Source organism: Spirosoma endophyticum, assembly GCF_900112365.1.
Lineage (GTDB): Bacteria > Bacteroidota > Bacteroidia > Cytophagales > Spirosomataceae > Spirosoma > Spirosoma endophyticum.
Window position 1 is genome coordinate 382362 of record NZ_FOLQ01000001.1, and the last position, 25666, is coordinate 408027.

Genomic DNA, 25666 nt, shown 5'->3' on the forward strand with positions numbered 1-25666 from the left:
GTAACTTTTTTATCGATTGCCAAAACGACTACGTATGCACAGAATACAGTACTATTTGGACCGAACACAATCAATGCCTGATTGGGTACTCCATTTTAAACGAGTGGCTAAATTGGCGGACTGGCATTCATCACCAATTGCCTGGTTCAGTCTATTTGGTATTGCGTATCAATTGTTGGCAATTTCTCCTGCTGATGCCCAGAATATTACCCGAAAAATGGTCAATCAGTTAGTAATCAGATTGCAGAAAAGTGAGCCAGACACGGCCCGGCTTACTGCTCTGATTGAATTGGGGAAATTTCACGTGTATAAAGCAGGAGAGGTTAAAATTGATCTGGACAGTGCGCTACTTTATTTACGTCAGGCAGAAGAGCTAAGCACTACGTTGCATATGCTGAAAGAAAAACATCAGGCAGAAAGTATTCTGGTTATTGCCTATATGGAGCGGGGAGACGTTCGGCTTGGAGAATCTAGTTTTTCTAAATTAATTACGGATTGCCAGCGAACAGAGGATAAAGCGACTGAAGCCGATGCTACGTACAGGTTTGCCACCGCGCAACGGTACATCACCCGAAATTATCCCAAAGCTTTTGCTAGTTATCGCCAGGCAGCTTCCATATATAAAGAACTCAGGGATTCGGAAAAAGAAATTCAGATATATGAGCAGATCGCTGGTCTACATGCAGATATGGGCGAGCTGGATTTGGCGGAAAATGAGTTCCTGGATGTGTTGAAACGGTATAAAGCGATCAAATACGCTAAGCTTCATTACACCTATAGCTGGTTAGCCGGTGTTAGTCGGTTAAAAGGAAATTTCGATAAAGGCCTTTTCTATGCATTGCTGTGTCTGGAAAGTATGAACAAGACCCAGGATACATTGTCTGCTGCCAACTTTTATGGAACTGTCGCCGAATTATACATGGAACTGGGCAAACAGGATCAAAGCATTTACTGGTTCAAAAAGACGCTTCAGCAATGGCAGCAAGAAAAACTACCTAATTATTCACTGTATTATGCAGCCAGTTTCGTTGTGCAGGATATGATCGGGCGGCACAAAACACAGGAAGCTCTCCGTTTGATCAAAAACCTTGTTAAAGAAATTCCACCCGTTACGAACATTCAAAAAGGATGCATTGCCCAAATATTCGCGTATTGTTATAATGACTTGCCTAATTATTCGCAGGCGGAGAAGTACTATCTGGAAGCAATTGCCTGGTATAGTCTATCAGGTAATGACTTTGAAATGGCACAAAAAGCGCCAAAAGAAGTCGGTGAATTTTATTTGAAACGCAACGATTTAAAAAAGGCGGGATTTTATTTGCGAAAAGCCCTTGCTTTTTCTCCACAAAAAAACGCCATATCAACCGTAAAGGATGTTCACTTTATGCTCTTTAAAGTAGACTCTACGGCGGGAAATTATCTGTCGGCCATCCGTCATTTTCGGCAACATAAAGCCTTGAATGATTCAATTTTCAATGAAGTTAAAAGTCGGCAGTTTGCTGAACTGGAGGTTAAATACGCAACCGCTAAAAAAGTACAGCAGATTCAGCGGCAGCAGAATGAATTGGAAAAAGAAAAGACAACGCGTAATGGTATACTTGCGGGAACCATTCTGCTTCTGGGTTTATTAGGGGTGAGTTTTAATCAGTACCGATTAAAGCAACGTAGTAACCAACTCCTGGAAGCCAAGCAGCTGGAAATCAATCAAAAAAATGAATCCCTTCAGCATATTCTGGATGAGAAAGAACTACTGATTCATGATAAAGATAATTTGCTGGATGAGAAGCAAGGGTTGTTGGAAGAGAAAGAGTGGATGCTTAAAGAAATCCATCATCGGGTCAAAAACAACCTCCAGATCATCACCAGCCTGCTGCACTCTCAGGGCGTTTATCTGAAAGATAAAGCCGCTCTTTCAGCCATTCAGCAGAGCCAGAACCGGGTACACGTAATGGCGTTGATCCATCAGAAACTGTACCAGTCGGACCGGCTATCGACCATTCCAATGGCCGATTATATTAATGAAATTGTTGATTATCTGCTCGTTACCTTTGCCCGCCAGGATTCCGTTCGCAAGCAGATGGCCCTTGCGCCCATACAACTGGATGTTATTTTGGCGGTACCACTGGGTCTTATCCTTAACGAAGTCGTTACCAATTCACTGAAATACGCCTTCCCTCAACAGCCGGGAACAATCAGTATTGAACTCACCGTAGTGGATAAACAGACGTATCGACTCACCATTAGTGATGATGGCGTTGGTTTCCCCCCTGATCTGAACCCAAACCGAAGTCGCACGCTGGGCATGAGCCTGATTCGGGGACTTAGTAAACAACTTGGGGGAAAGCTACAGATTAACCAGATGAATGGGGTGCAGATCAGTCTAACATTTACGGAAGAAAAGGTTGGTCAGCCAGAAGTAGCCCATGAGTTGTAAGAGGGACTTCCCTCCTACTAAGCGACTTTCTGGTGCTTTTTCGTAATTTTCTCTTCAAAAAATAATAAGCGGATTTTCAAACCATGCTGGCTGGTAATCTTCAATTCACCGCCTAGCTGCTTGCTCAGCCCCCGTATCAGGCTCATGCCCATTGTCCGGCTTTTGCCGGGGTTGAAATCAGCGGGCAGGCCAACGCCATTATCGCCAATTGCAAGCAGATACTCGTGCTTTTCCCCAGTAGTGAGCTGAATACTGATTGTCCCCGTCTGTTGAGGAAAGGCATATTTCAGCGAATTGGTAACCGCTTCATTGATAATCAGACCAATAAGTACAGCCTGAATGACATCCAGATCAATCGGTGCTACGTTCAACTGTGCACAAACGGTTTCCTCAGCGTCGAATGAATTAATCAGATAGCGAACGATCTCGTCAATATACTCAGCCATTGGAACGGTCGATAACCGGTCTGACTGGTAAAGCTTTTGGTGAATCAACGCCATGGCATGAACCCGATTCTGGCTCTCCCGAATAGCCGACTGGGCAGCCTGATCTTTCAGGTAAACACCCTGTGAGTGCAACAGACTACTGATGATCTGGAGGTTGTTTTTGACCCGGTGGTGAATCTCTTTGAGAAGCCACTCTTTTTCCTCGACCAACAATTCCAGCGACTTATTTTTCTCGCCAATCTCTCTCGCTTTTTGCTGCTTTATCCGGTTCTGATTATACAACAATCCCAGGATTACAAACAGCAGGATGAAGCCTGCGAGCGTAACATTTCGGAGAATAGTCGTTTTTTCCAGCTCTAGCTGATTTTTAGTATTGAGATAGCTAAGTTCTTTTATCCTTGCCTTCGATTTACTTAATTCATAGTCCGATTTAAGCACTTCAATATGCTGCGACATATCCTTATAAAAGAAGCTATCTGCCAGGCTATGCTCGCGCTCTTTCATCAACAGTGCTTCCTGATAATTACCCTGCGATTTATAAATACTCGTAATTTCTTTCAGAAACCGCATCTCCTGCTTATACGCTTTCTTCTGTCGAGCGAGTAAAACAGCCTGTTTAAAATAAAAAATGGCTTTTTCCGGATTGTCATCCCCATATGTCTTGGCTAACCCAGATAACGTCTGTAGCTCCCGCAAGTAATTGTGGATTTCCCGCGATCTGATGAGTGCTTCTTCCTGAAGAGTAATGGCTTTCTTTTTATCGCCTTGTTTAGCATAAACGCTGGCAAGGTTATTAATCAATGTGATGTTTAGGCCTTGATATTCAGGCGCATTACTTAGGCTTATTCCTTTTTGCAAATACTGTTTAGCTTTGTCGAACGCTTTCTTTTCCCGGTAAACAACACCAAAATTGTTATAAATATTAAGCGAAATGTTTGAGAAAGGAAGCCGTTCGTTATAACGGTCAGCAATAGCTAAGTACCTCAAAGCCAAGTCATAATGATGCTGATCAAGGTGAGCCCAGGATATACTGTAATTGGCTTCCATCATACCAAATGTATCCCGGCTTGCTTCGGCTAATTTCAGCGACTGCAAAAAGTGGCCGACCGCTTTGTCATAATTTCCGTTTCGTAGCTCAACAACACCAATACGTATCGTGACGGTAGCTGCTCCCTTTTTGTTACCTGCTGTTTTGTAGATAGCCAGAGCCTGGGCGTATTTCTTATCCGACTCATCAAACTTACCCTGATTATCGTCGATCATGCCCAATTGAACAAGCATTGAAGCTACGCCGATACTATCTTTCTGGTCGCGGGCGAAACCGATACCTTTCTGAGCAAAGTAGGTAGCTGAATCTGGCTTTAGGTACCTGTAATGTTTAACCAGGCGTTCACAATCTGCTATACGTTCGATTTTCTTACCGCTACCCGTATCAAGGCTCTGTCCAAGAGTGCAGACTGTACTGCTGATCAATAAGATAACTAGTAGTCTGTAGCACATAACACACGAATATAGCACTTTCGCTTGTGGCTACACATGGGCTAATTCACTAATTTATGGCAACAAAATCACTATTCGAAAAAGAGTCATAAAATGGCTTTTGAAAAAACCATTAATGAACGGGCAACTCCTTTTGGCTAACTTATTGAAGGCTGTAAATAGCTAGTTCTTAGCCGAGTAGGTGTAAGAAAGCATCGTCGATACGCAGTGGGTGTGGTTTGATAATACCGTTTGAAAAGCTTGTTCAAATGACAAATGTCAGTAAAGCCAAATTCGTCGGCTATCTGCGAGATGGACATGCTACTTAGTCGCAGCCTTGTTTCAACTAGCTGAAGCTTGTAGCGAATAATGTACTGATTGATGGATTCGCCAGCCTGTTGTTTAAATAGGGCGGCCAGATGGCTTTGTGAATAATTGAACACATCAGCCATTTTTTCCATCCGCAGTTGATCCGGCCTGGTAATATGATGGCATATATACGTACCAATACGCTGCATCAGCGGGGAAGAATTAACGTTCGACGCACTTAACCCCTGATGCTGACTGAGCTGACGATCAACCAGACTCAGAATTGTTTTCATCAGCGCATCAACGATTTGATTAGAAACAAGTTGCCGATAGTTGTTTTGTTCAGTTAAAATTATCTCGACAAGTGCATTCAGGTTTTGTTGCTCGATCTGATTCATAACGATACTACCTGCGAGTTGCTGGCTACCCCTGAGCCCTCGCTCTCTAATGTGTAACCAGTAGTCTGTTCCCAGCGTTGTCAACCCAGCCATGTAAAGTTCCGTAAAGGAGAGACAGCAAAAGCTTGTCATTTTGTCAACCACAAAATAATGACTGTCTAAAGGTCCCAGAAAGAAAACGTCGCCAGCCTGGTAGGCGAATCGATTGCCATTGACTATATGCTGCCCACTGCCTTTCCGAATCAGGATTAGTTCGAAGTGATTATGGTTATGAATTGGGTAAGGCCATTGGCTTGTGTCAACTAGTTGAATCGTCAGAAGTTCATGTTGAATGTTACGTTTCATAAAGGGAAGTGTTCGAAATGGATGTTATTAGATCAACCACCAGGAACTACTTTGCCAATAAAATGCCAACCTTCACAGCGATCTTACATAAGCAGAAAACCAGGATAAAATCCTGACAGTCAGCAAATATATTTAACAATACCTTTACAGGTTGCCTCCAGAAAAATTGGAGAGTCCATTATATCTGGAGGTAGGCTTTGGAGAGCCGGGTACTATTTTAAGCAATCAAGCACTCGTTTCAGGCTACATTTGACTGAATTATAACATGCATTACCACTTTATTATACAATCAGGCCATTTCACTTCCGGTGGCTTTCTAAGAAGTTTTCGATGCGGTCCATCGCTACGTTCAACTCATCGATCGTGGGTAGACAGACAACCCGAAAGTGGTCATTATCGATATAATTAAAGCCATTTCCTGCCACCACCAGCACTTTTTGCTCGGTCAGCAGATTATAGACGAAGTCATCATCATCGGTAAACCGAAACTGACTTAGGTCAATCTTTGGAAAGATGTACAACGCTCCTTTCGGCTTCACACAGGTAATGCCTGGAATAGCCGTCATACGGTCATAGGCCAGCATCATCTGCTTGTACAGACGACCCGTTGGCATCACTAAGTCATTGATACTCTGATAACCACCGAGCGCCGTCTGGATAGCGTACTGCGTAGGTACGTTTGCGCAAAGGCGCATACTAGCCAGCAATGTCAGTCCCTCAATGTAGGATTTAGCTCGCTGTCGTGCTCCGCTCAGGATCATCCAGCCACCCCGGAAACCAGCCGCCCGATAGTTTTTCGACAGGCCGCCCATCGTGATGCAAAGCGTATCATTCACCATTTTTGAAATGGGATAATGTACCGCGCCATTGTACAGAATTCGATCGTAAATCTCGTCGGAGAAGACAATGAGTTTGTGCCGTTCGGCGATGCGGGCAATGCCTTCCAGCACCGCTTTATCATACACAGCCCCGGTCGGATTATTCGGATTAATCACCACGACGGCTCGCGTCCGGGGTGTGATTTTACGTTCCAGATCCGCGAGGTCGGGATTCCAGTCGGAGGCTTCGTCACACACGTAGTGAACAGGTTTTCCGCCACAAAACGCAACAGAAGCCGTCCAAAGGGGATAGTCGGGCGAAGGAATCAGCACTTCGTCGCCTTCGTTAAGGAGCGCCTGCATTGAGAGCATGATCAATTCGCTAACCCCGTTCCCAATGTAAATATCGTTGATGGCAATGCCCGGCAAACCGATATTCTGGGTGTGGTGCATAACAGCTTTTCGAGCGGCAAACAAACCCCGCGAGTCCGAATAACCCTGCGCATTGCGGATGTTCAGAATAATATCGTGGACAATTTCGTCGGGAGCGTCGAAACCAAACGTAGCGGGGTTACCGATATTAAGGCTGATGATTTTGTACCCCTGACTCTCCAGTTCCAGTGATTTTTCGTAAACCGGCCCCCGAATATCATATTTAAGGTGGGTAAGTCGGTCGCTTTTAAGAATTTCCATTTCAGGCACTTCTACTTCTATGCACGCTAATTCCATGGCACAAAAGTACGGAACTGTTGGGTAATTCAAGGATAGATGTCAAATCAATACGTTGCCCGACCACCAGAGATATCATAGATAAATCCAGTAGAAAAGCTGTTTTCGGGCGACACGATAAAACTGGCCATTGCCGCCACTTCTTCGGCTTCGCCCAGCCGTCCCATCGGGATTTTAGCGGTCATGTACGCTAACTGTTCAGTAGCGGTATTGGCGTTCATCGCCGTTCTGATGACGGCCGGAGCCAGCCCATTAATTGTAATGCCAGCAGTGGCGTACTCTTTGGCGATAGCTTTTACGAGCCCAATCACTCCGGCTTTACTGACCGAATAGCCAACCATACCGGGGTTTCCTTCTTTCCCGGCAATGGAGGCAATCAACAGAATTCGCCCGTATCGCTGTGGGGCCATGTGGGTGACGGCATATTTGGTCATCAAAAAGCTACCCAGCAGGTTGACCGCGCAAACCTGCTCAAAATCGGCGGTAGCATAAGCTGTGATGTTCGTACTGGTTGGGCCCACAATCCCCGCCGAATGAACCACTACGTCGATCTTTCCAAAATCTGCAACTACCTGTTCAATAGCCTTCTTGACCTGCTCTTCCTGGGAAATATCCACAGAATAAGGCCGAACATTGCTGTTCAGCGCCATCAATTCATCGACTGTACTGTTCAGCAAATCGGTGTTCCGGTCGAACAGCGCTAACGAAGCACCCTCGGCACCTAATCGGCGGGCAATGGCTTTTCCCAGCCCTTCAGCTCCTCCGGTCACGATCGCAACCTGGTCTGTATATCGGCCGGGGAAACTAGCAGATGCATTCATGGCGTGTTGTAAGTAGTTGGCTAGTCCAGGTTGTCACTACGTAGCATTCTTATTCTGAAATCAATACTTCCTTTCCGGTATTGATCCCGACCCGTTCTATTTTACCAACAAGAAAGATATAGGAACAGGCTCCAACCAGGCCTAGTGTGCCAACGAAAACCAGCGCCGGTTTAAAATTACCTCCCTGAACTAAGTAACCTATCACAATTGGCACCACGATTGAGGCTAGATTGCCCATGAAATTGAAGATGCCGCCGGTTAGGCCAATCAGGTGCTTTGGCGATAAAAGCGACACAAAAACCCAGGAAATAAGTGCCATACCATTACCAAAAAAGGCCAGCGCCATAAAGAAAATTATCAGGGCTGTGTTGTTGGTATAATTGGCACCGATGATGCTCATCGACAACAGCATACCGACAATAATGGGCGTCTTACGGGCCATACCGACCGATCTCCCCTGTCTGACTAACCGATCTGAGAGAAATCCGGATAAGAGCAACCCGACACAGGCAGCCAGAAACGGCACCGAGGCCAGATAGCCGGACTTGATAAAACCTAAATGCCGGTAATCAACCAGGTATTTAGGAAACCAGGTCAGGAAAAACCACAGCATCGCATTGACGGCAAACTGGCCAATATAAACACCCCATAAAGTTCTATGAGAAATGACCTGTTTCAGGTTCTCCCATTTCCAGATGTTTACCTGGGCAGCACCCGGTTTTTTACCTCTGAACAGGCCGCCCCCTTCTTCGATATAGGTTAGTTCGGCCTGATTTACACCACGATGGTCAAGCGGGTCACGATAAAAAACATACCAGACAACACCCCATAGCAAACCAATTATTCCTGTTCCGATAAACAAACCCTGCCACCCGGCATACTCTTGAACCCTAAACAAAATTGGCGTTAGAAAGGCCAGACCGATAAACTGACCTGATACATATAGCGCTATGGATGAGGTCCGTTCGTTTTCGGGAAACCAGCTCGTCACAATTCGGTTGTTAATGGGATAAGAAGGGGCTTCAAATGCACCCGTGGCTAAACGGAGAGAAAAAAGCGCTGCAAAGCCTTTTATAAATCCCTGGCAGACTGTCACCAGCGACCAGGTAATTAAACAGAATGCGTATAAAACGCGGGGTCCAAACCGGTCAGCGATCAAGCCCCCCGGAATTTGCAAAGCCGCATACGTCCACCCAAAGGCCGAAAAAATATACCCTAATTCGACCGTCGACAGGTTCAGATCTTTACTCAGGGCAGCCCCGGCAACCGAGATATTACTGCGATCTAAGTAATTGATAACCACATTCACAAAGACAAGGGCTAGCATCCCGTATCGGGCGCGGGTCGGCTTACTGCTACTTGATTGCTCCATTTTCGGATTAGGGTTTCGGGTTGTGGTTTATCTGGCGGTCCAGCCACCGTCGACGGTGAGCATGGAACCGATCATAAACGAAGCGGCATCGCTGGCGAGGAAAATGGCGGCACCCTGAATTTCGCGCAGCAAGCCCCAGCGACCCAGAGCGGTAGCCCCGACCACAAATTTTTTACCTTCCTCAGTATCAGCAATGGGTAGGTTCATTTCGGTTAAAAATGGACCCGGACAAATGGCGTTGACATTAATATTGAAAGGTGCCAGTTCCAGCGCCAGGGCGCGGGTCATCTGCACAACGGCGCCTTTGCTGGCCGTGTAGGGTGTCCGGTTGGCCAAACCGACCAGACCGAGCGTACTGGCCAGATTGATAATACTTCCCCGACCAGCCTGCTTCATGAATGGCGTCACGGCTCTGGAAGCAAGCCAGGTCCCGGTGACATTCACATCCATTACCTTTTTGAAATCGTCGGCAGTCAGCTCATCGATAGCCCCCCGAATGTTGATGCCCGCACTGTTGATCAGAATATCAATTCGGCCAAACGCGTCGATGGCGGCCTGGACCATCGTTTCCGTTTGCGCCTGGTTCGTGATGTCGGCACTAAATGAAATCGCTTTAACGCCATAATCATCAGCCAGTTCCTGCGCAGCCTGTGCGCCTTCATCGGCATTTCGATTGACCAGCATCACGTTAGCCCCCGCCGATGCCAGCCCGGCGGCCATCGCAAAACCCAGTCCTTTGGAGCCGCCGGTAATAATGGCCGCTTTACCCGTTAAATCAAATTGCTTAATTCCAGGAAGTATTTCTTTACTCATTCGTTTACTCGATAGTTTGTTTGTCTATTTCATTCCCAATTTCTCCTTGCTGTAGTTCAGACAGGCGACAATGTTCTCTTCTTCAAGGGCAAGTTTGGCTTCGGGCGTCAGTTGGGAAACTCGGGGAAGTCCACCCGAATAGGTATGCTCCCTCACCGTACGTAGCATTCGGGCCAGTTCAGGAGCTGGCATAGCGCGGAAGGTTTCCCAGTACGCATTCGTTAAACAGGGGATTTCCAGCGGGTCCCGCGTGATCATTTCCAGGCTGAACGTACCGACTGGATTATGTTTTCGGCAGAGCTCAACCATCTTTGGCAGGTCCAGCATGCCTTTTCCCATGGGAACTTCCGACAGCAGGAATCCATTTGGGTATTCCTCCACTGCCATGTCTTTCACGTGTGTACTGAATACATAGGGGGCCAGCGTTTGCACAACCTGCATCGGATCTTCCAGTAACGCCATGCTATTGCCAAAATCGAGGGTTACGCCAATCCATTCACTGTTGACCTGTTTCAGCAGATTTACCAGATCAGGGGCCAGCCAGTCTTTATGATTTTCTATGCCCAGTTTGACTTTATGCCTGCGCAGAACCGGCTCGGCCAGTTGCAAAGACGTCAGTGCACTTTTCTTCAAGTCCTCGAAGGCTTCGGGAGAATGATACGTTTCATAGCGCCGACCGGTTGAACAAACCGTACGTAGCACCTGCGCTCCAGCTTCCCTGGCGTTGGCTACATCCTGTTCAAACTTGGGCATATCTTCTGCCTTCTTGGGTAAGCCAATCGACCCTTCCAGATACAGGCCCAGTTTCTCCCGCTCATCGCGCACCTTTTTGGCAAAGTCGGTTGACCAGCCATTGACGATGACCTGCACACCACCCGCACCGAGTTGATGGCAATGATCGAGCAGTTCAATGGCATTGGTGAAAGCCGGATATTTTTTGCTGTCTACTTTCGAATTCCACCGACTCCAGTACGAATGAACAACAATGCCCATTCGCTTGTCCGCCAGAAAATCGGGCACAGTTGGGAACGACAGCGCCAGTGCTCCAGCCGTAGTTTTCTGCAAAAAATCTCGTCTATCCATTCGGGGTTAGGTAGCCTGGACGGCCACGTCCGGGTAGGGTAAAAGCATTTATTCCCGGACGTGGCCGTCCAGGTTACTACCTCATTTCGCGCTGGCGGCCTGATTGTCCGCCATATATTTATTCAATTCTTTGGCCGTCCAGGGTACAACCCGGCCCTGCGCTGTGACGCGGGTCATGCCAACCGTTCTCTTACCAATTGGACCGCCATTGTTTCCCCATTCATTGCGGATATACATCAGAATGGACGTGATCGACGCGTCGTCCATCGTCGAATGCGAGGGCATGACCGGGAGAATGTCCGGGGCGTCGTAGATTCGTTTGTTGATTTCGATTGGTCCTTCCATGCCGTGCAGCAGGATAAGGGCTAACCGTTTTTCGTCGCCCACGACCCATTCTGAACCGATGAGGGGTGGACCAAATCGGGCCAGACCAGCCCCGTCGGTTCCGTGACAACCCGAACACGTATTCAGATAAAGCTGCCGTCCCGAAGCAAACAGTTTTTGTTCGTCGTCGTTCAGCAAACTTTTTTTCACTACGTTGCTTTTTGCGGCAATATGGCCCGGCCATTCAAACATGGCGTCCAGCGTAGCCAGACGGTTTGGATCAACTTTATGACTGGACTGGGTTAACAGGCTGGGAGCCGATGCGAGTTTTATAGGCTTCACTTTGCTACTGCTTCCGGCAATCGACATGCTGGTCAGCACCGCTTTTTCCTGCCAACCCAGGGGTTCTTTATGGGCGTCCACTGCCGCCAGCAGCGCGGTCAATTCAGCGGGGTTTCGCTTCTTCACAATCGACGTCGTCAGCATCTCCACGAAAATTTCTTTCGGTGGTTCACTCGTTTGCCATTGGGGCGATTTCATCAGCCGCTGTAAAAACGCAAATTCCTGATTCTGTAGACTACTCATGGCCGCATCCCGAATCAACGCGGATTCACCATACTTTCCGACAATGTTTGCCAGCAGTTGCTGAGCCACGGGCTGATCAAGTACGCCAGCAGTAAACGTCATCTGAAGCACTTGTTCGATTGGGGCTTTTTCCCACTGCTTTACCAATTTCTCGCCCAATTTCGTCCGAACGGTTTTGTCCGCTTTGGCAAATGGCTCAAGCAGTCGGATAGCCGTCGTACCAACAAGTTCATTCGGGTCTGAAACCAGTCCTAACAACGTAGTGGAGTTGCTCAGCTTCAGGCCATCCAGTGTCCACAAGGTATGAAATCTGCCTAGTTCGGAAGTGCCTTTCAACGCTAGATTCGTTAAAGTCGCACCGATTTTTTTGTCATTTCGCTCGATCAACAACCGCTGTGCCATGTCGCGATGCCAGCCATCTGGGCTCGACAATTCCGCAACCAGCTCATCGGGCGACGCGTCCGACAGTTTTTTCGCTTTCTCAGCTTTCCAGTTTTCCGGCACAATGCGCCAGATACGTCCCCGATTGATGGGTTTATCCAGGTCACGGGTCAGCGTTTGCTCTTTCAAATAAGGCGTTACGTAGGCTTTATGCTGAATGAGTCCCCGATACATATCGGCGATATAAAGTGCGCCATCGGGGCCGGTGGCGATATGAACCGGCCTGAATCGCTCGTCGGTCGAAGCCAGGAATTCGGTGCCGGGATGCGGATCATGCGCTGCGATGAGCAATCCGTTATCTTCGACAACATTGCGCTTGACCAGATTTCCGGCGGGTTCGCAAACGAAAACATTCCCGTAATAATCTTTAGGTAGTGCCGTTCCCCGGTAGAAAAGGGGCGAACAGGCGGCCGTGAATTCCCGTAAATGCCCCTCTTTATCCAGCGTACCGGGAATATACCCCCGATTAACCGCCGGATTGGGACGTATTGGATATACCCGTCGATCAAGCGTAACGCCATAATCGATGCCGGTTGTTGGCTTGTGGTTTTTGTTGCGGGACAGGTAGTTGGCGGGGACCAGATCGGCGTGAAGCTGCGACCAGTTATAATTGTAGTACAAGCGTCCTCTATCATCGTGGCTAATCCCCCATTGGCCACGAAACTCAGTACTGTCCCGTTCCCATTTCCCATTCATTAACCGGTACCGAAGACGCGCTTTTGCATTGTAAAACCAGTTGTCCATCCCCCGCAGGAGACCATTTGGCGCGTGTTCGGGGAGGCCTTCACCAGCATAGTGCGCATCAACTACTGTTTTGGTATCGGCCTTCAAATCGCCATTCGTGTCTTGGGTGAGCCATAATGCACCATTTTCGGCGATCAACGCGCCCCCTTTCACTAGTGCAATTGCCCTGGGCATGACCAGACTGTCGAGGTAAATTTTACTAACGTCCATCTGCCCGTCGCCATCGGTATCTTCCAGCACCGATATACGACCCACGCGTTTGTCTTCGCCATTCCCATCAACATCCGGCATGAATCCTCGCATTTCGACGACCCAGAGCCGGCCATTTTCATCGAACGTGAAAACCACCGGATCTTCAACCATGGGCTCAGACGCTACTAGCTGAACTTTCAACCCTGGTTCGAGCTGGAACGTAGCGACCTCCTCGGCGGGTGTTCGTGCGGGTGAAGGTCCTTCTCCGCCTAGTGTATTTCTGAAGTTAGCCTTAAAGCACAGGAAGCTCACTAGGCTGGCACTTAACAGGTAGGTAACGTATCGATGCTTAAGCATGAGTCATGACTAGCATTATTGGTAAATAACGTTGGGCAAGCAACCCGTCTATAAGGGTTGTTTGAACTAAATTATACTCAATCAGGCAGGGTATTGTCCGGTTAAAATTCCTGACAACGCCTGTTACCCGTTCTTTCCATATCCCCCTCACTTTTTCGGGAATACATTAGAAAGCTCACGTACTATCTGGATTGGCTATTCATAGCGCTTCTTTCATTAAAACGATATAAACCAATCAACGCATCAATTTCTGCTCACAACTGCTTTCAAAAAATATTTTCATTAAAAAGAGGTTAAACCCAATTTTCCCGGCTCTTACTAAATAAGGGGAACTGACAATTAAATCTTTAAAAAGTGATGAATCATCATACTTGCGATGTTCATGACTTTTTGAATGACAGGCCAGATGAGCAGGCTAACAGCTTGTCTACTATGGAAGTTGTCGGTTACCTGGAATTTCTTTTCCCTTATTCCTTAAACCCTTATTTTGTATGCAACAATCTTTAGTAAGAAACGGGCGACGTATTATGTGGCTGGGTTGCCTCCAGTTAGCGCTTTTCCCGCTTACGTCCAGTTATGGTTCGACACCACCTTTGCCGACACGGACCGCACTCACCACACCGGCGACCAGCGAGCAACGCGCCGACCGGACGATTTCAGGTACGGTTATCGATGAATCTGGGTCTGGTTTGCCAGGGGTATCCGTGGTTGTAAAAGGCACGCAAAAAGGTACAGTGACCGATAAAGACGGCGCCTACCGATTGTCAGTCCCCGACGGAACCGCCACACTGACCTTCAGCTTTGTGGGTTACGTAGCGCAGGACGTACCGGTGAACAATCAAACGGCCGTGAACATTACGCTTAAACCCGAGACAAAGTCACTGGATGAAGTCGTCGTTGTCGGGTATGGAACGGCCCGTAAAAAAGATCTTACCGGCGCGGTGACGTCCGTAACGGCTAAAGATTTTAATAAAGGCAACTTCACCTCACCCGATCAGTTAATTCAGGGTAAGGTTTCGGGGGTACAAATTATAAACAACAGTGGCCAGCCGGGGGGAGCCGCCACCGTCAAGATCCGGGGTAACTCGGCCATCACCGGTAGCGGCCAGCCGTTATACGTAGTGGATGGTATTCCGCTGGACAACCGCTCGGCCCGACCGGGTTTGAATGCGAACGGAATAGGAAATACGCCCGGTGGTAACCCGCTGAATTTTTTGAACCCGGCCGACATCGCGAGTATCGACGTATTGAAAGATGCATCGGCCACGGCCATTTACGGTTCGCGGGCTGCCTACGGGGTTGTCATTATTAATACCAAACGAGGACAGGCCGGACAGGCAAAAATTGATGTTGGCCTGAACACGGGGGTATCGTCCATCTTCCGGAAAATAAATGTATTGAATGCCGACCAGTACCGGGAAGCGATAAAATACTACGGGGTGAGCGCCCTGAATGACAAGGGTGGCAACGTGGATGCGTTTGATGCCATTTTGCGAAATGGACTACAGCAGAATTATACCATTGCCGTTAGCGGAGGGAATGAAAGCGGCAAATACCGAATTTCAGCTGGTTATTTAAATCAGGAAGGCATCGTCAATAAGACTGGATTCAAAAAATATACGGCTAATTTCTCAGGCAATCTAAAGTTTCTGGAAAGCAAACGACTGGGATTAGACATGACAGTTAATTCCAGCCAGTACATCGAAAATATCGCTGCCATTAGCAACGATGCCGGGTCGAATGGTAGTTTGATCGGGCACGCGTTGCAATGGAACCCCACGGATTCCCTGCGCAAAGCCAACGGCAGTCTGAACATAAAAGCGGGCGCGGTTATTAATCCGCTGGCCATGTCTGAATTATACAACGACCAGTCGAAAGTCACCACCATTCTTGCCAGCATTTCCCCGTATTATAAATTTACAGATTGGCTGGAGTACCGGATGCTGTATAGCGTCAATTACAGCGCGGGCGGGCGTCGGTCCTCTATTAACCAGGATATTAACATTTCCGCTACGCAGGGGAAGGGCTGGGCGAGTATAGGGAACAACGAGCTGAGCACCCAGCAATTTACCCACACGCTGAACTTCAACAAGGACATTTTACCGGACCTCAATCTGAATGCGTTAGTCGGCTTTGAGTACATGAGCTTTGCCAATAAAGGGTCCGCCATGAGTGCATTAGGACCGGCTTCCGGGTTTGGCAATTATGGGCTGGATTACACCGATTATATCCAGTATTCGAACACAACGGGCCGCACCGTTTCTTCGTTTGTTGATCCAACCGCCGAATTACAGTCCTACTTTGGCCGGGCAATCGGCAATTATAAAGATCGGTACCTGGTAACGGCTACGTTACGTTCCGACGGTTCCACCAAATTTGGCGCCAATAATAAGTATGGTTATTTCCCGTCTTTTTCGGCGGCCTGGAATATCAGTAACGAAAAGTTTTTCCATGTAGACGCCATCAATTCGCTAAAAATACGCGGTGGTTGGGGCAAGACGGGTAATCAGGAATTCCCATCGGGCTCTTCTCAGGCCCGCTATTCGTTCACCGATAATGGCGGTCTGGGCCAGACGAATAACCCCAACCCGGATTTAAAATGGCAATCCGACAAGCAGTATAACTTCGGCTTTGACTTAACGATGCTAGGTAGTCGGGTTACGGCAACCGTCGATTACTTCAATAAAACCACGACCGACCTGCTGTTCCCCAGCCCACCCATTCAGCCCGCTCCTCCGGGATCGGTTATTCGGTGGATCAATCTGGATGGACGTATCGAAAACAAAGGGCTGGAAGTTGCCGTAGATGCTAATATTGTCAAAAAACCGAACTTCAGTTGGGACTTGGCAGCCAATGCTACCTTTATTACCAATAGTGTTTCCGGGTTGACAGCTCCCATTTTGACGGGGGCCTTGAACGGTCCGGGACTAAGTGGCGTGTCGGTGGAAGTTATTCAGAATGGCTTACCGATCAATGCGTTTTTCACCCGTAGGTATCTGGGGATGAGTGAATCCACAGGCCTGGCTACGTATGAAGATGCCGGGAATACGTTCTTCTACGTTGGAAACCCCAATCCCAAAACCCTGTTAGGTCTCAGCACGACGCTCCGGTACAAAAAATTCTCGCTGATCGCGAATATGAACGGTGCCTTTGGTCAGGATATTTACAACAATACCAACAATGCCGTCATTAGTGTCGGATTGATCAACGGGGGGCGGAATATCGCTTTGTCGCTGTTCAGAGAACCAGTTAAGGAGTCGATTGCCAACCCGGTAACGCCCTCTTCGCGCTACATTGAGAAAGGCGATTACCTGAAAATGACGAACGCAACTGTCTCGTACTCAATTGGCAACATCGCGAAAGTTATTCGTGGAGCGAATGTTTACGTGACCGGCCAAAATCTGTTTGTCCTCACCAAATACACCGGCTTTGACCCTGAAGTCAACGTGAACAAGGCTATCAACAGTGTTCCGTCGGTCGGTATCGATTATGCGGCTTATCCACCAGCGCGTACCATAACGTTTGGCATCAACTTCTCTTTATAAACTCTTACGATAATGTCATTAAAAAATAACGTATTCATTATTAGTACGTTCGGTCTGGTTTTAGGTCTTGGAAGTTGCACGGATCTGGAAGAGAAGTTCCAGGGCGACCTTACGGCTAACCAGATCGGTACGACAACGTCAGCCAATACAGCCGCGTTGCTAACGGGTGTGTACAATTCAGTACGTGAGCCCTTTCAGAACAATTCGCAGTTGAACGCGCTCTGCGAAATGACCACCGATGCCATGATGGGGCCTACCCGCGGCCCGGACTGGGATGATAACGGTACATGGCGGCAATTGCACCAGCATCGGTGGGATGGCAATCACATTCGCATCATCAATACCTTCAACAATATGAGTGGCGGGGTTTTTGCCGCCACCGATATGCTGCGGTTCAATCCGACACCCCAACAGGCTGCTGAAGCCCGATTTATTCGCGCCTTTTGCATGTTCTGGCTGCTGGATTTATACGATCAGGTGCCCTATCGCGAGCCTGGGGAAAGTGTGATCCAGGCGGCTAAAGTTCGAAAAGGACTGGATGCCCTGAATTACATTATCAGCGAAGTGACCACCATTCAGGCGGCTTTGCCAGATGGCCCCGCCGGGCTAGCGAATAAAGATGCTGCCCGGGTTTTCCTGATGAAACTGTACCTCAACAAAGGGGCGTATGCCAATCGGGCGACGCCAACCTTTGCGGCAGAGGACATGAACAAAGTCATCAGCCTGGCCGATGAGATTATTAACAGCAATAAATACCAGTTTACGGCCAATTATTACGACAATTTCGCGCCCAATAACACCACCATTGGGAAGGAAAATATCTGGACCCAGGAGAATGTGGGGGGCGTATCACCCAACGCGAACCTGCGGAACCGGTGGGTTACGTTCCTGCACCCAAACCAGAATCCCAACGGCAACAATGGCTGGGCGATGTTGCCGACCTTCTACGATAAATATGAAGCGACCGATAAGCGACTGGGAACGGCCTATAAGAGTCCGGGGGGGCTGGCAAATCCGGGTAACCGCATCAATACGGGTTTTCTGATCGGTCAACAATATAATTTAACGACGGATGCCCCCTTGAAAGACAGGCCCGGTAATAACTTAATTTTTTCGAAGGATGTGAAAATTATTGAGACCGGTAGCAATCTGGAACTGCCTGGCATCCGGCCCATCAAGTATCCGATTGACTATGCCAACGATGGCAGTCGGCTGGTTGACAATGACTACGTGTATTTTCGACTATCCGATGTGTTGCTGATGAAAGCGGAGGCTATTTTACGGGGTGGTACGGCAACGAATACAGGCACGTATGGTAATAGTGCACTCTCATTGGTCAATGCCATCCGTACGCATACGTCAAGAGGAGCCAGCGCTTTAACGTCGGTCAATCTGGATATTCTGCTGGATGAGCGGGGTCGGGAATTGTACATCGAAAACTGGAGACGGCAGGATTTAATACGGTTTGGAAAATTCCTGCAACCTTTCTACGAAAAGAATTACACGAGCGATCCGAAGTATCTTTTATTCCCCATTCCGATCCAGCAAATGGCCGTTAATGAAAATTATGTGCAGAACGCTGGTTATTAATCGGACAAGGACTTGTAGACCATTAACCAGTTGTGTACAGGTAAAACTATTCAAATACCAGAGTGATACGTAGCGGAAAGAATAGCTCATCAAAATTTGTTCTGGCCACTTGTCGGAAACAACTTTTAGTGAGGGAATGGGTAACTATAGGAAAGTTCTTTGTTTTGCTTATACTTATTTTAGGAATTGAATTCGTAATAGTACTGTAGACGCTTTACTGTTTTCATCATAGGTTGACAAAAAAATGCTCTCCTGCTTTGCGGGAGAGCATTTTTGTTTGTGGTTAGTTCGCCTGAATCCGTTACCCAACGTAGCGCAGCAGTAACCCAATCACGGCGACTATGCCAATAAAGCTTAGCTCGGGTAATTTCTTAAGCCGATAAAGCAATTCAACCGTCGTTATCGCAATCAGTACCGCCGGTATATTGATCAACTGCCGACGCGCTAATTCCACCACCGCACCAGCTATAGCGCCTACTGCGGCTACGGTCACGCCATCTACAAATGCCTTAACGCTCGGATGTTTGCCCCAGCGTTTGAAGTAGGGTGCAGGCAGTTCGGTCAGAGCCGCTACGCAGGCGTTCGGGAACCCCACCACCAGATAGCCAATAAACGCAACGGTAATCACTACAGGACCGGGCGTAAGATAAATTGCCAGTTGAGCTAATGACTGAATCTGACGAAAAGAATGACCAAAACAAAAATTCCGGCGACAACCAGGTTTATTTGGTCAGTGCCGGAATTCAATACGTATCCTTTCAGGATTTTGCGGGAAGCCGTGCCACCGTTTAGAACGGTGGCACGGCTTCCCGCAAAATCCTGAACAATATTAAGCTTGCTTCGTCAATTGAATATTTAAAACCAGTTTAACGTCATCACTGACAACGACGCCACCGGCTTCGGTAACACCATCCCAGGTTAATCCGAATTCTTTCCGTTTGATCGTTCCAACGGCTTCAAAACCGGCTTTGGTTTGACCGTAGAAATCCTGCATAATACCGCCATGTTCAACCTTCAGCGTTATTGGTTTCGTGGTGCCGCGAATCGTCAGATCGCCTGTGAGGTTATACGTATCATCACCCGTTTTGGTCAGGTTTGTCGACGTAAACGTTAGTTTAGGGAAGCTTTCGGCGTCAAAGAAATCAGCCGATTTCAGGTGACCATCCCGTTGTTCGTTACCCGTTGTAATACTGCTGATGTCAGCCGAGAAGGAAATTTTTGCGTCGGTGAAATCTTCCCCAACGGATTCTACCTGACCTTCGTATTGCGTGAACGAACCTGTTACCGTCGAGATAACCAGGTGTTTTACTTTAAATTGTATTTCTGAGTGAGTAGGATCAATAACCCAGGAAGTAGTGGTGGCGGTTTCGGTTGCCATAGTTGTAAGAGTTTAAAATTAAATGTTTTCGTATTTGATGTATATACATTTAATTTTTGCAAATTGTTTCATTGCACTGAAAAAATTATTTTTATTGAAATCCGGCAGGTATGGCTGGCCTTATTTACCCAACCATTCTTTGAAACCAGGAATCCGGTCGGCACTGACAAAGACCTCCTGACGGGGTTTGGGGGCTAAATCCAGCTTTAGTTTACCACCCGAAAAGGTATGAATGGTCTGCGTGGACTTTAACGACACCAGAAAGGAGCGATTCACCCGAAAAAACTGGTTGGGGTCCACCAAACTTCCCAGTTTATCTAAACTATACTCAACAAGCAGGTTTTGCCCCTCCCGGGTAGTCAGGTATGTGGCTTTGTCCTCAAAAAAGAAATAGGCAATCTGGCTTGTCTCCACACTGCGGATCTTTGACCCTAAGGTTACCATAAACCGTTCTTTATACGCAGCCGATTTCGATTGGATCAACGTAGTCACTACGTCAGACAGATCGGGTAATTGCGCTCGGTAGCCAGCCGCCTGCCGGAGGACTTTAAACTTATCAATGGCTGCGGCCAGTTCCTGTTCATCAATAGGTTTGAGCAAATAATCGATGCTGTTCACCTTGAACGCCTGAAGCGTATATTCATCGTAAGCCGTGGTAAAGACAATCGGAATGGTCAGTTGGGTCTGTTCAATAATCCGAAATCCAATATCGTCTTCTAATTGAATATCCATGAAAATCAAATCCGGCTGCGGGCCCAGTGCGTGTTCGGAAAACCAGCGGATGGATTTAGCCACCGAGGGAATTTGGGCCAATACCTGAATGGACGGATCGTACTGTAGTAGAAGCTTTTCCAGTCGCTGGGCCGTCAGCGACTCGTCTTCAATGATGAGTACATTCATGGTAGCAGGGGGATTTTTATGATAAACGAGCCACCCTCTTCCCCCACCCCGACCGATCGGTCGGTCAGCAGCCGGTACCGGTTGATGATGTTTTGTAAACCCATGCCGGTGGACGATTCCGGTTGGGGACGTAGCTGAATCGGATTGGCAATCAATAACGTATTGGCGTCTTTATAGATCGAGATAATCAGCGGATCTTCAATGGACATCTGGTTGTGTTTGACCGCATTTTCAACCAGCAGTTGCAGAGTCAATGGCGCAATCCGGTAGCGCGTGGCTTCGTGTGACGGGACGCTGGTAATTATCTTCAATTTTCCGTCAAACCGAATGTTGAGCAAAAATACATAGGCCTCCAGGAAATCGAGTTCTGTTTTCAGGCTGACCTGTTCCACATCCCGCTGCTCCAGAATGTAGCGGTAGGCTTTAGCCAGTCGATTGATAAACTGCACCGACAGCCTGGTATCGACTTCCACCAGCGATGAAAGAATACTCAGGCTGTTAAAGAGAAAATGAGGATTTACCTGATTCTTAAGGGCTGCAAACTGAGCCTGAGTAGCCTCCCGTTTTAGCTGTTCAGCCTTCACCCGAAGTTCTTCCAACTGCTTGTACCCGCGCAGGTTAGCGGCCAGATAAAAAGCCGAGAGCATGGCCATCACCGTTAATCCATCATTGAATCGTTCCCGTTGTTGCGTGGCCCGCTTCGTCAGGGCCGTTATCCGTTCGTCAACGGGCGTTGCCAGACCGGCTTTCATCGACGGGACCTGATGCAGGGGATCATCGGCCCGATTCATGTAGCCAATGACAGTTACCCACAGGTTGTAAAAAGCCAGGTTTAGCACAATGGCCAACGCCCCTGCCACCAGTAACGTAGCGAGTTTGGCCGGCAGTTTGATATTCACCAGAAAATCACTCTCTGACCAACCCCAAAACCAACGTTCGAGCCGTTCGGACAGGCTTAGCCAGGCCGTAAAAAAGAGTACGGTCATTGTAATTTCCAGCAACCACACCCACCAAAATCGCTGGACACCTTCCCAGGTCAAATGATCGAAGAAAATGTAGAGTTTGATAGGCCAGTAAATGGCAAAGACACTGAGTGCAAGCCGTACTTTTTGGGTGAGTGTCAGGGAATAGCCAGCGGGTGAATCCATCGACAACAAAGCTACAGGATTGATGACTTTTTCACGGAAAAACCGGTAGGCATCGAATATAAAAGGGAAATGGGGAAACCGACCTAAACAAAGTGGTCAATGACAAACCAGCACCAAACAGACGATTGGTCGCCAATTCCCTAATAGTCGGCTTCAGCGCTTGTTTTGACCAACTTACTGTGGAAGAACAGATTTAATCCATCATTGATCGATGTGTCGGTTAGTGAATAGTACGTCTCCCGGCCTTTTCGGAGCTTTTTCAGAATCGTCCTCTCATGGAGGAACCTCAGATTACTATAGAGCACAAATTGATCAATATCAGGCAAATAACTCTGGATCGTAGTGATACTGGCCAACTGCTCATGGGCTATGATCGATACGATTTGAACACGTAGTGGATGACCAACGGCTTTCAGCAAATTGGCCAGTCGACTTATTTCTTCCTGATCACACATTTCCATCTCCACTCTACTTCCCTCCACAATAGTTCACTTTAATCGTTTAAGCACTAGTAAATGCCAGATTTGTTGATTTAGTTCAACGCCTTACTTAAACTTACTGGCATCCAGCCGGAAAAAGCGAACCGCATTATTGAACATAATGTCTCGTTTCTGATCGAACGACAAATAGTCCGCATTTTCGATGATGCTGATCGAGGTTTCAAACAACTTGGGCCAGATCAACAGATCGGTGCCGTACATGATCCGTTTGCCAAACCCAGCCTGCACCAGTCGTTTGAGATACGCGTGTATTTCTGCCTGAGGGTAACTCCAGATGAAACCCGCCAGATCCACATATACATACGCATTCGCGCCCATCAACGCAATCATCTGATCGATCATTGGATAACCCGCATGCATGACCCATAGTTTCAGTTTGGGATGTCGAGCCAGCATATCTTCCAGTAAAAAAGGGCTCCCCAGCGAGGCCCGGTACTTCGACTGACCAATATTAGCCATGCCGTTTCCACCCGTTCCCATATGAATGCCCACCGGAATATTCAATTTTTCGGCTGCGGCAAAATAGCCATCAAGTGACATATCGCTCGGCGACAGGCCCTGATATTGCGGGGCTACCTCGCCCATTACCTCATAAAAACCTGAAGACAGGGAGTCGGTAAAGGCTTTCACACTCATGTCGTTGGGGGAACTGACGCCAATACCGGCAATTACCCGACCGGGTGCTGCTTTTTTCCAGTTTCGTAAAATCTGGGGATCGCCGTAGGCCACAATGGTCATGTTGAGCCGTTGCATGGCATCCACTACGGCGGCCTGCATCTCCTGATCCGATTTGGCCGGTTGTAAGGGCGTAGCACATTCAGCATTGAGAAACGCGCGCATCTGCTGATTCGGATCGCCCCCCGGCATGTCCCGTAGAAACCAGGGACACATCTCTACGGCAAAGCTAGGGTTCACCTTCATGGCGTGCACGTGCACATCAATGATGGGAAGTGGTCGGCGGGGAACGGCTTGCCCCCAAGAAGCGCCGACTATAAACAGACAGGCCGTGATCAGGCAGACCAATCTCGCCGGGCAGGCATTCATCACTGCAGATAGATTCTTGTTCATGTCAAAATCGGTCATGCGTTTAGGTAAAAATGCACGAACCGATTGATGGCTGAAACAAAAAAGGACTGAATGTCAGAACGAGTTGGTTGGACGTTCGATTTTACCGGATGAATGAATCCCCTACCCGCTACTGATCCGTAGTTTTCTTCCCCGGTCCCCAGATTGCACGGCCGGGGAAAGTGCCCGTATGTTCACCGTCTTTCAGGACCAGTTTCCCATTGACCAGTACGTGCTGCACCCCGATCGAGTATTGAAATGGATCAGAAAACGTCGCTTTATCGGCGATAGTGGCCGGATCGAATATTACTACGTCGGCAAAATAACCTGCGCTGAGCAGCCCCCGTTTGGGAAGTTTATGATTCGTGGCGGGTAAGCTGGTCAATCGGCGAATACCTTCTTCAAGCGACATTACGTGTTCATCCCGGACGTATTTACCCAGCAAGCGGGAAAAATTCCCAAACGTTCGGGGATGCACCACACCAATATCTTTCCGGTCGTCGGTAATCGAAGCCGCATCCGACCCGAATGACACCCACGGCTGACTGATTCCCTTTTTTACATTTTCCTCCGACATCAGGAAATACGTTGTTTCAACGCGGCTTTTGTCCGCCACGATCAAATCCATGACCGTTTCGATGGGGTCTCTATGCCAGATGGCGGCTATCTGCCCGAGCGTTTTGCTGTTGTATTTTTTGAGCGAATCCACCTCAAAAGCTGTCAGGATTATGTTGTCGGTTGAGCCCGCCAGCTGAAACATATTCTCCCAGTCATTACCGCTCTGTCGAACTTCAGCGGCTAATTTCTGACGGGTAGCGGGGTCCTGAAGCCGTTTCCAGCCCGCCATAAAGCCTCCATTGAACAGGTATGGTGGCAAACAGGACGTAAGCCCCGTAGCGCCAGCGGTGTACGTATACATATTGGCCGTTACGTCCTGTCCCTGCTTTCGGGCGTCGTTGATGAGCGCTATGGCCGTTTCCATGCGCGGCCAGTTCCGTTGCCCCGACGCTTTGAAATGGTACAACTCAACCGGCACCTTTGCGGCTTTCCCAATCTGAATCAACTCAGCAACTCCCTGATCGAGTCGGTCGCCTTCGCTACGTATATGGGCAATGTACCGGCCACCGTAGCGACCCGCTTCCTTACAAAGGGCAACTAATTCGTCCGTATCGGCAAAGGTATTTGGCGGATAAATCAGGGCGGTTGTGATGCCTAACGCGCCCTCTTCCATAGCCTTTCGAACAATGGCCCGCATCTTATCCAACTGAGCTGGCGTTGGTTTCACGTTCTCTTCGCCCAAGACACTCTGACGAACCTGACCGGCTCCGAGATAAGACGCTACGTTCGGGGTGATGCCCTTTTGCTGTAATTTCTTCAAAAAATCAGCCAGTGTTTTCCAGTCGCAGGTCAATTTATACGGTTTCAGGGCTTGATTGACCTGCTGGCGCATTTCATCCGTGTCGACTGGTCCCCACGAATCCTCGCCAAACACTTCGGTGGTAATGCCCTGTTTGAGATCGCTCATGGAATGCCCATCCCTCAACAGTTCGATGCCGGTGTGGGATAACACGTTGATAAATCCCGGTGCTACGGCCTTGCCCTGCGCATCAATGATAGTGGTGGCCTGAGCATTCGTCAGTTTTCCGACCGCAACAACCCGATCTCCCCGGATGCCGACATCACCCGCCGTGGGTGGCTTACCCGATCCGTCGTAGATCAATCCGTTACGGATCAATACGTCGAAGCGATTGGTTGTTCCCGATGGCTGTGCCTGGGTGAGGATCGCCCCAGTGAGACAGATTATAATGAGAAGTGAAAGTCTCATAATTAATATTTTAGAACCAGAGGCT

The 25666-nt window shown here is 48.3% G+C and carries 19 protein-coding genes; 4 read left to right on the plus strand and 15 right to left on the minus strand.

Annotated elements, in window-relative coordinates; all coding sequences use genetic code 11:
* The first annotated feature begins 34 nt into the window (after nt 1–34).
* Nucleotides 35–2434, plus strand: coding sequence for a tetratricopeptide repeat-containing sensor histidine kinase (locus tag BM202_RS01465; RefSeq protein ID WP_093822690.1), 2400 nt, complete (start codon nt 35–37; stop codon nt 2432–2434).
* Between the two features lie 17 nt (nt 2435–2451).
* Here the strand turns inward: BM202_RS01465 and BM202_RS01470 are convergent, their stop codons facing one another.
* The 8 genes from BM202_RS01470 to BM202_RS01505 form a co-directional block, all read right to left on the minus strand.
* Entirely contained in the window at nt 2452–4380 is a 1929-nt protein-coding gene (locus BM202_RS01470; protein ID WP_093822691.1) for a tetratricopeptide repeat-containing sensor histidine kinase, read from the minus strand.
* Between the two features lie 137 nt (nt 4381–4517).
* On the minus strand, nt 4518–5411 hold the full coding sequence (locus tag BM202_RS01475; protein WP_093822692.1) for an AraC family transcriptional regulator: 894 nt from the start codon (nt 5409–5411) through the stop codon (nt 4518–4520).
* Nucleotides 5412–5710: 299 nt separating this feature from the next.
* Nucleotides 5711–6922: a pyridoxal phosphate-dependent aminotransferase gene (locus BM202_RS01480; RefSeq protein WP_093823573.1), complete on the minus strand. Its 1212-nt coding sequence runs from the start codon at nt 6920–6922 to the stop codon at nt 5711–5713.
* 83 nt (nt 6923–7005) lie between these two features.
* Nucleotides 7006–7779: an SDR family NAD(P)-dependent oxidoreductase gene (locus BM202_RS01485; RefSeq protein ID WP_093822693.1), complete on the minus strand. Its 774-nt coding sequence runs from the start codon at nt 7777–7779 to the stop codon at nt 7006–7008.
* Between the two features lie 49 nt (nt 7780–7828).
* A complete protein-coding gene (locus BM202_RS01490; RefSeq protein WP_093822694.1) occupies nt 7829–9151 on the minus strand; it encodes an MFS transporter in 1323 nt (440 codons plus the stop codon).
* A gap of 27 nt (nt 9152–9178) precedes the next feature.
* Entirely contained in the window at nt 9179–9964 is a 786-nt protein-coding gene (locus BM202_RS01495; RefSeq protein WP_093822695.1) for an SDR family NAD(P)-dependent oxidoreductase, read from the minus strand.
* Nucleotides 9965–9988: 24 nt separating this feature from the next.
* Nucleotides 9989–11047, minus strand: a complete 1059-nt coding sequence (locus BM202_RS01500; RefSeq protein WP_093822696.1) for a sugar phosphate isomerase/epimerase family protein — start codon at nt 11045–11047, stop codon at nt 9989–9991.
* 81 nt (nt 11048–11128) lie between these two features.
* Nucleotides 11129–13690, minus strand: a complete 2562-nt coding sequence (locus tag BM202_RS01505; RefSeq protein WP_093822697.1) for a DUF7133 domain-containing protein — start codon at nt 13688–13690, stop codon at nt 11129–11131.
* Between the two features lie 491 nt (nt 13691–14181).
* On the opposite strand from BM202_RS01505, the gene BM202_RS01510 reads away from it, so the two are divergent.
* Complete coding sequence (locus BM202_RS01510; RefSeq protein WP_218160497.1) at nt 14182–17235, plus strand: SusC/RagA family TonB-linked outer membrane protein; 3054 nt, start codon at nt 14182–14184, stop codon at nt 17233–17235.
* Between the two features lie 12 nt (nt 17236–17247).
* The gene (locus BM202_RS01515) at nt 17248–18825 is read left to right on the plus strand and encodes a RagB/SusD family nutrient uptake outer membrane protein (RefSeq protein WP_093822699.1); all 1578 of its coding nucleotides are present in this window, start codon (nt 17248–17250) and stop codon (nt 18823–18825) included.
* Nucleotides 18826–19126: 301 nt separating this feature from the next.
* Here BM202_RS01515 and BM202_RS01520 read toward each other — a convergent pair whose 3' ends face one another.
* Complete coding sequence (locus BM202_RS01520; protein WP_317039673.1) at nt 19127–19501, minus strand: chromate transporter; 375 nt, start codon at nt 19499–19501, stop codon at nt 19127–19129.
* Between BM202_RS01520 and BM202_RS38665 the strand changes: the two genes are divergently transcribed.
* Entirely contained in the window at nt 19492–19617 is a 126-nt protein-coding gene (locus tag BM202_RS38665) for a hypothetical protein (RefSeq protein WP_262507653.1), read from the plus strand. The two genes, BM202_RS01520 and BM202_RS38665, sit on opposite strands and share 10 nt — an antisense overlap.
* Before the next feature lie 37 nt (nt 19618–19654).
* On the opposite strand, the gene BM202_RS01525 is transcribed toward BM202_RS38665, so the two are convergent.
* From BM202_RS01525 to BM202_RS01550, 6 genes are all read right to left on the minus strand, one after another.
* Nucleotides 19655–20203 (minus strand): YceI family protein, encoded by a 549-nt coding sequence (locus BM202_RS01525; protein ID WP_093822700.1) that lies wholly within the window; start codon nt 20201–20203, stop codon nt 19655–19657.
* Nucleotides 20204–20323: 120 nt separating this feature from the next.
* Complete coding sequence (locus BM202_RS01530; RefSeq protein ID WP_093822701.1) at nt 20324–21103, minus strand: LytR/AlgR family response regulator transcription factor; 780 nt, start codon at nt 21101–21103, stop codon at nt 20324–20326.
* A complete protein-coding gene (locus BM202_RS01535) occupies nt 21100–22251 on the minus strand; it encodes a sensor histidine kinase (protein ID WP_093822702.1) in 1152 nt (383 codons plus the stop codon). The genes BM202_RS01530 and BM202_RS01535 overlap by 4 nt, the downstream gene beginning before the upstream one ends.
* Before the next feature lie 140 nt (nt 22252–22391).
* Nucleotides 22392–22733: an ArsR/SmtB family transcription factor gene (locus BM202_RS01540; RefSeq protein ID WP_143100617.1), complete on the minus strand. Its 342-nt coding sequence runs from the start codon at nt 22731–22733 to the stop codon at nt 22392–22394.
* Between the two features lie 63 nt (nt 22734–22796).
* On the minus strand, nt 22797–23834 hold the full coding sequence (locus tag BM202_RS01545) for an amidohydrolase family protein (RefSeq protein WP_245776480.1): 1038 nt from the start codon (nt 23832–23834) through the stop codon (nt 22797–22799).
* Between the two features lie 112 nt (nt 23835–23946).
* Nucleotides 23947–25641 carry an N-acyl-D-amino-acid deacylase family protein gene (locus BM202_RS01550; RefSeq protein WP_093822704.1) on the minus strand — a complete coding sequence of 565 codons (1695 nt, stop codon included), beginning with the start codon at nt 25639–25641 and terminating at the stop codon, nt 23947–23949.
* Nucleotides 25642–25666: the final 25 nt, after the last annotated feature.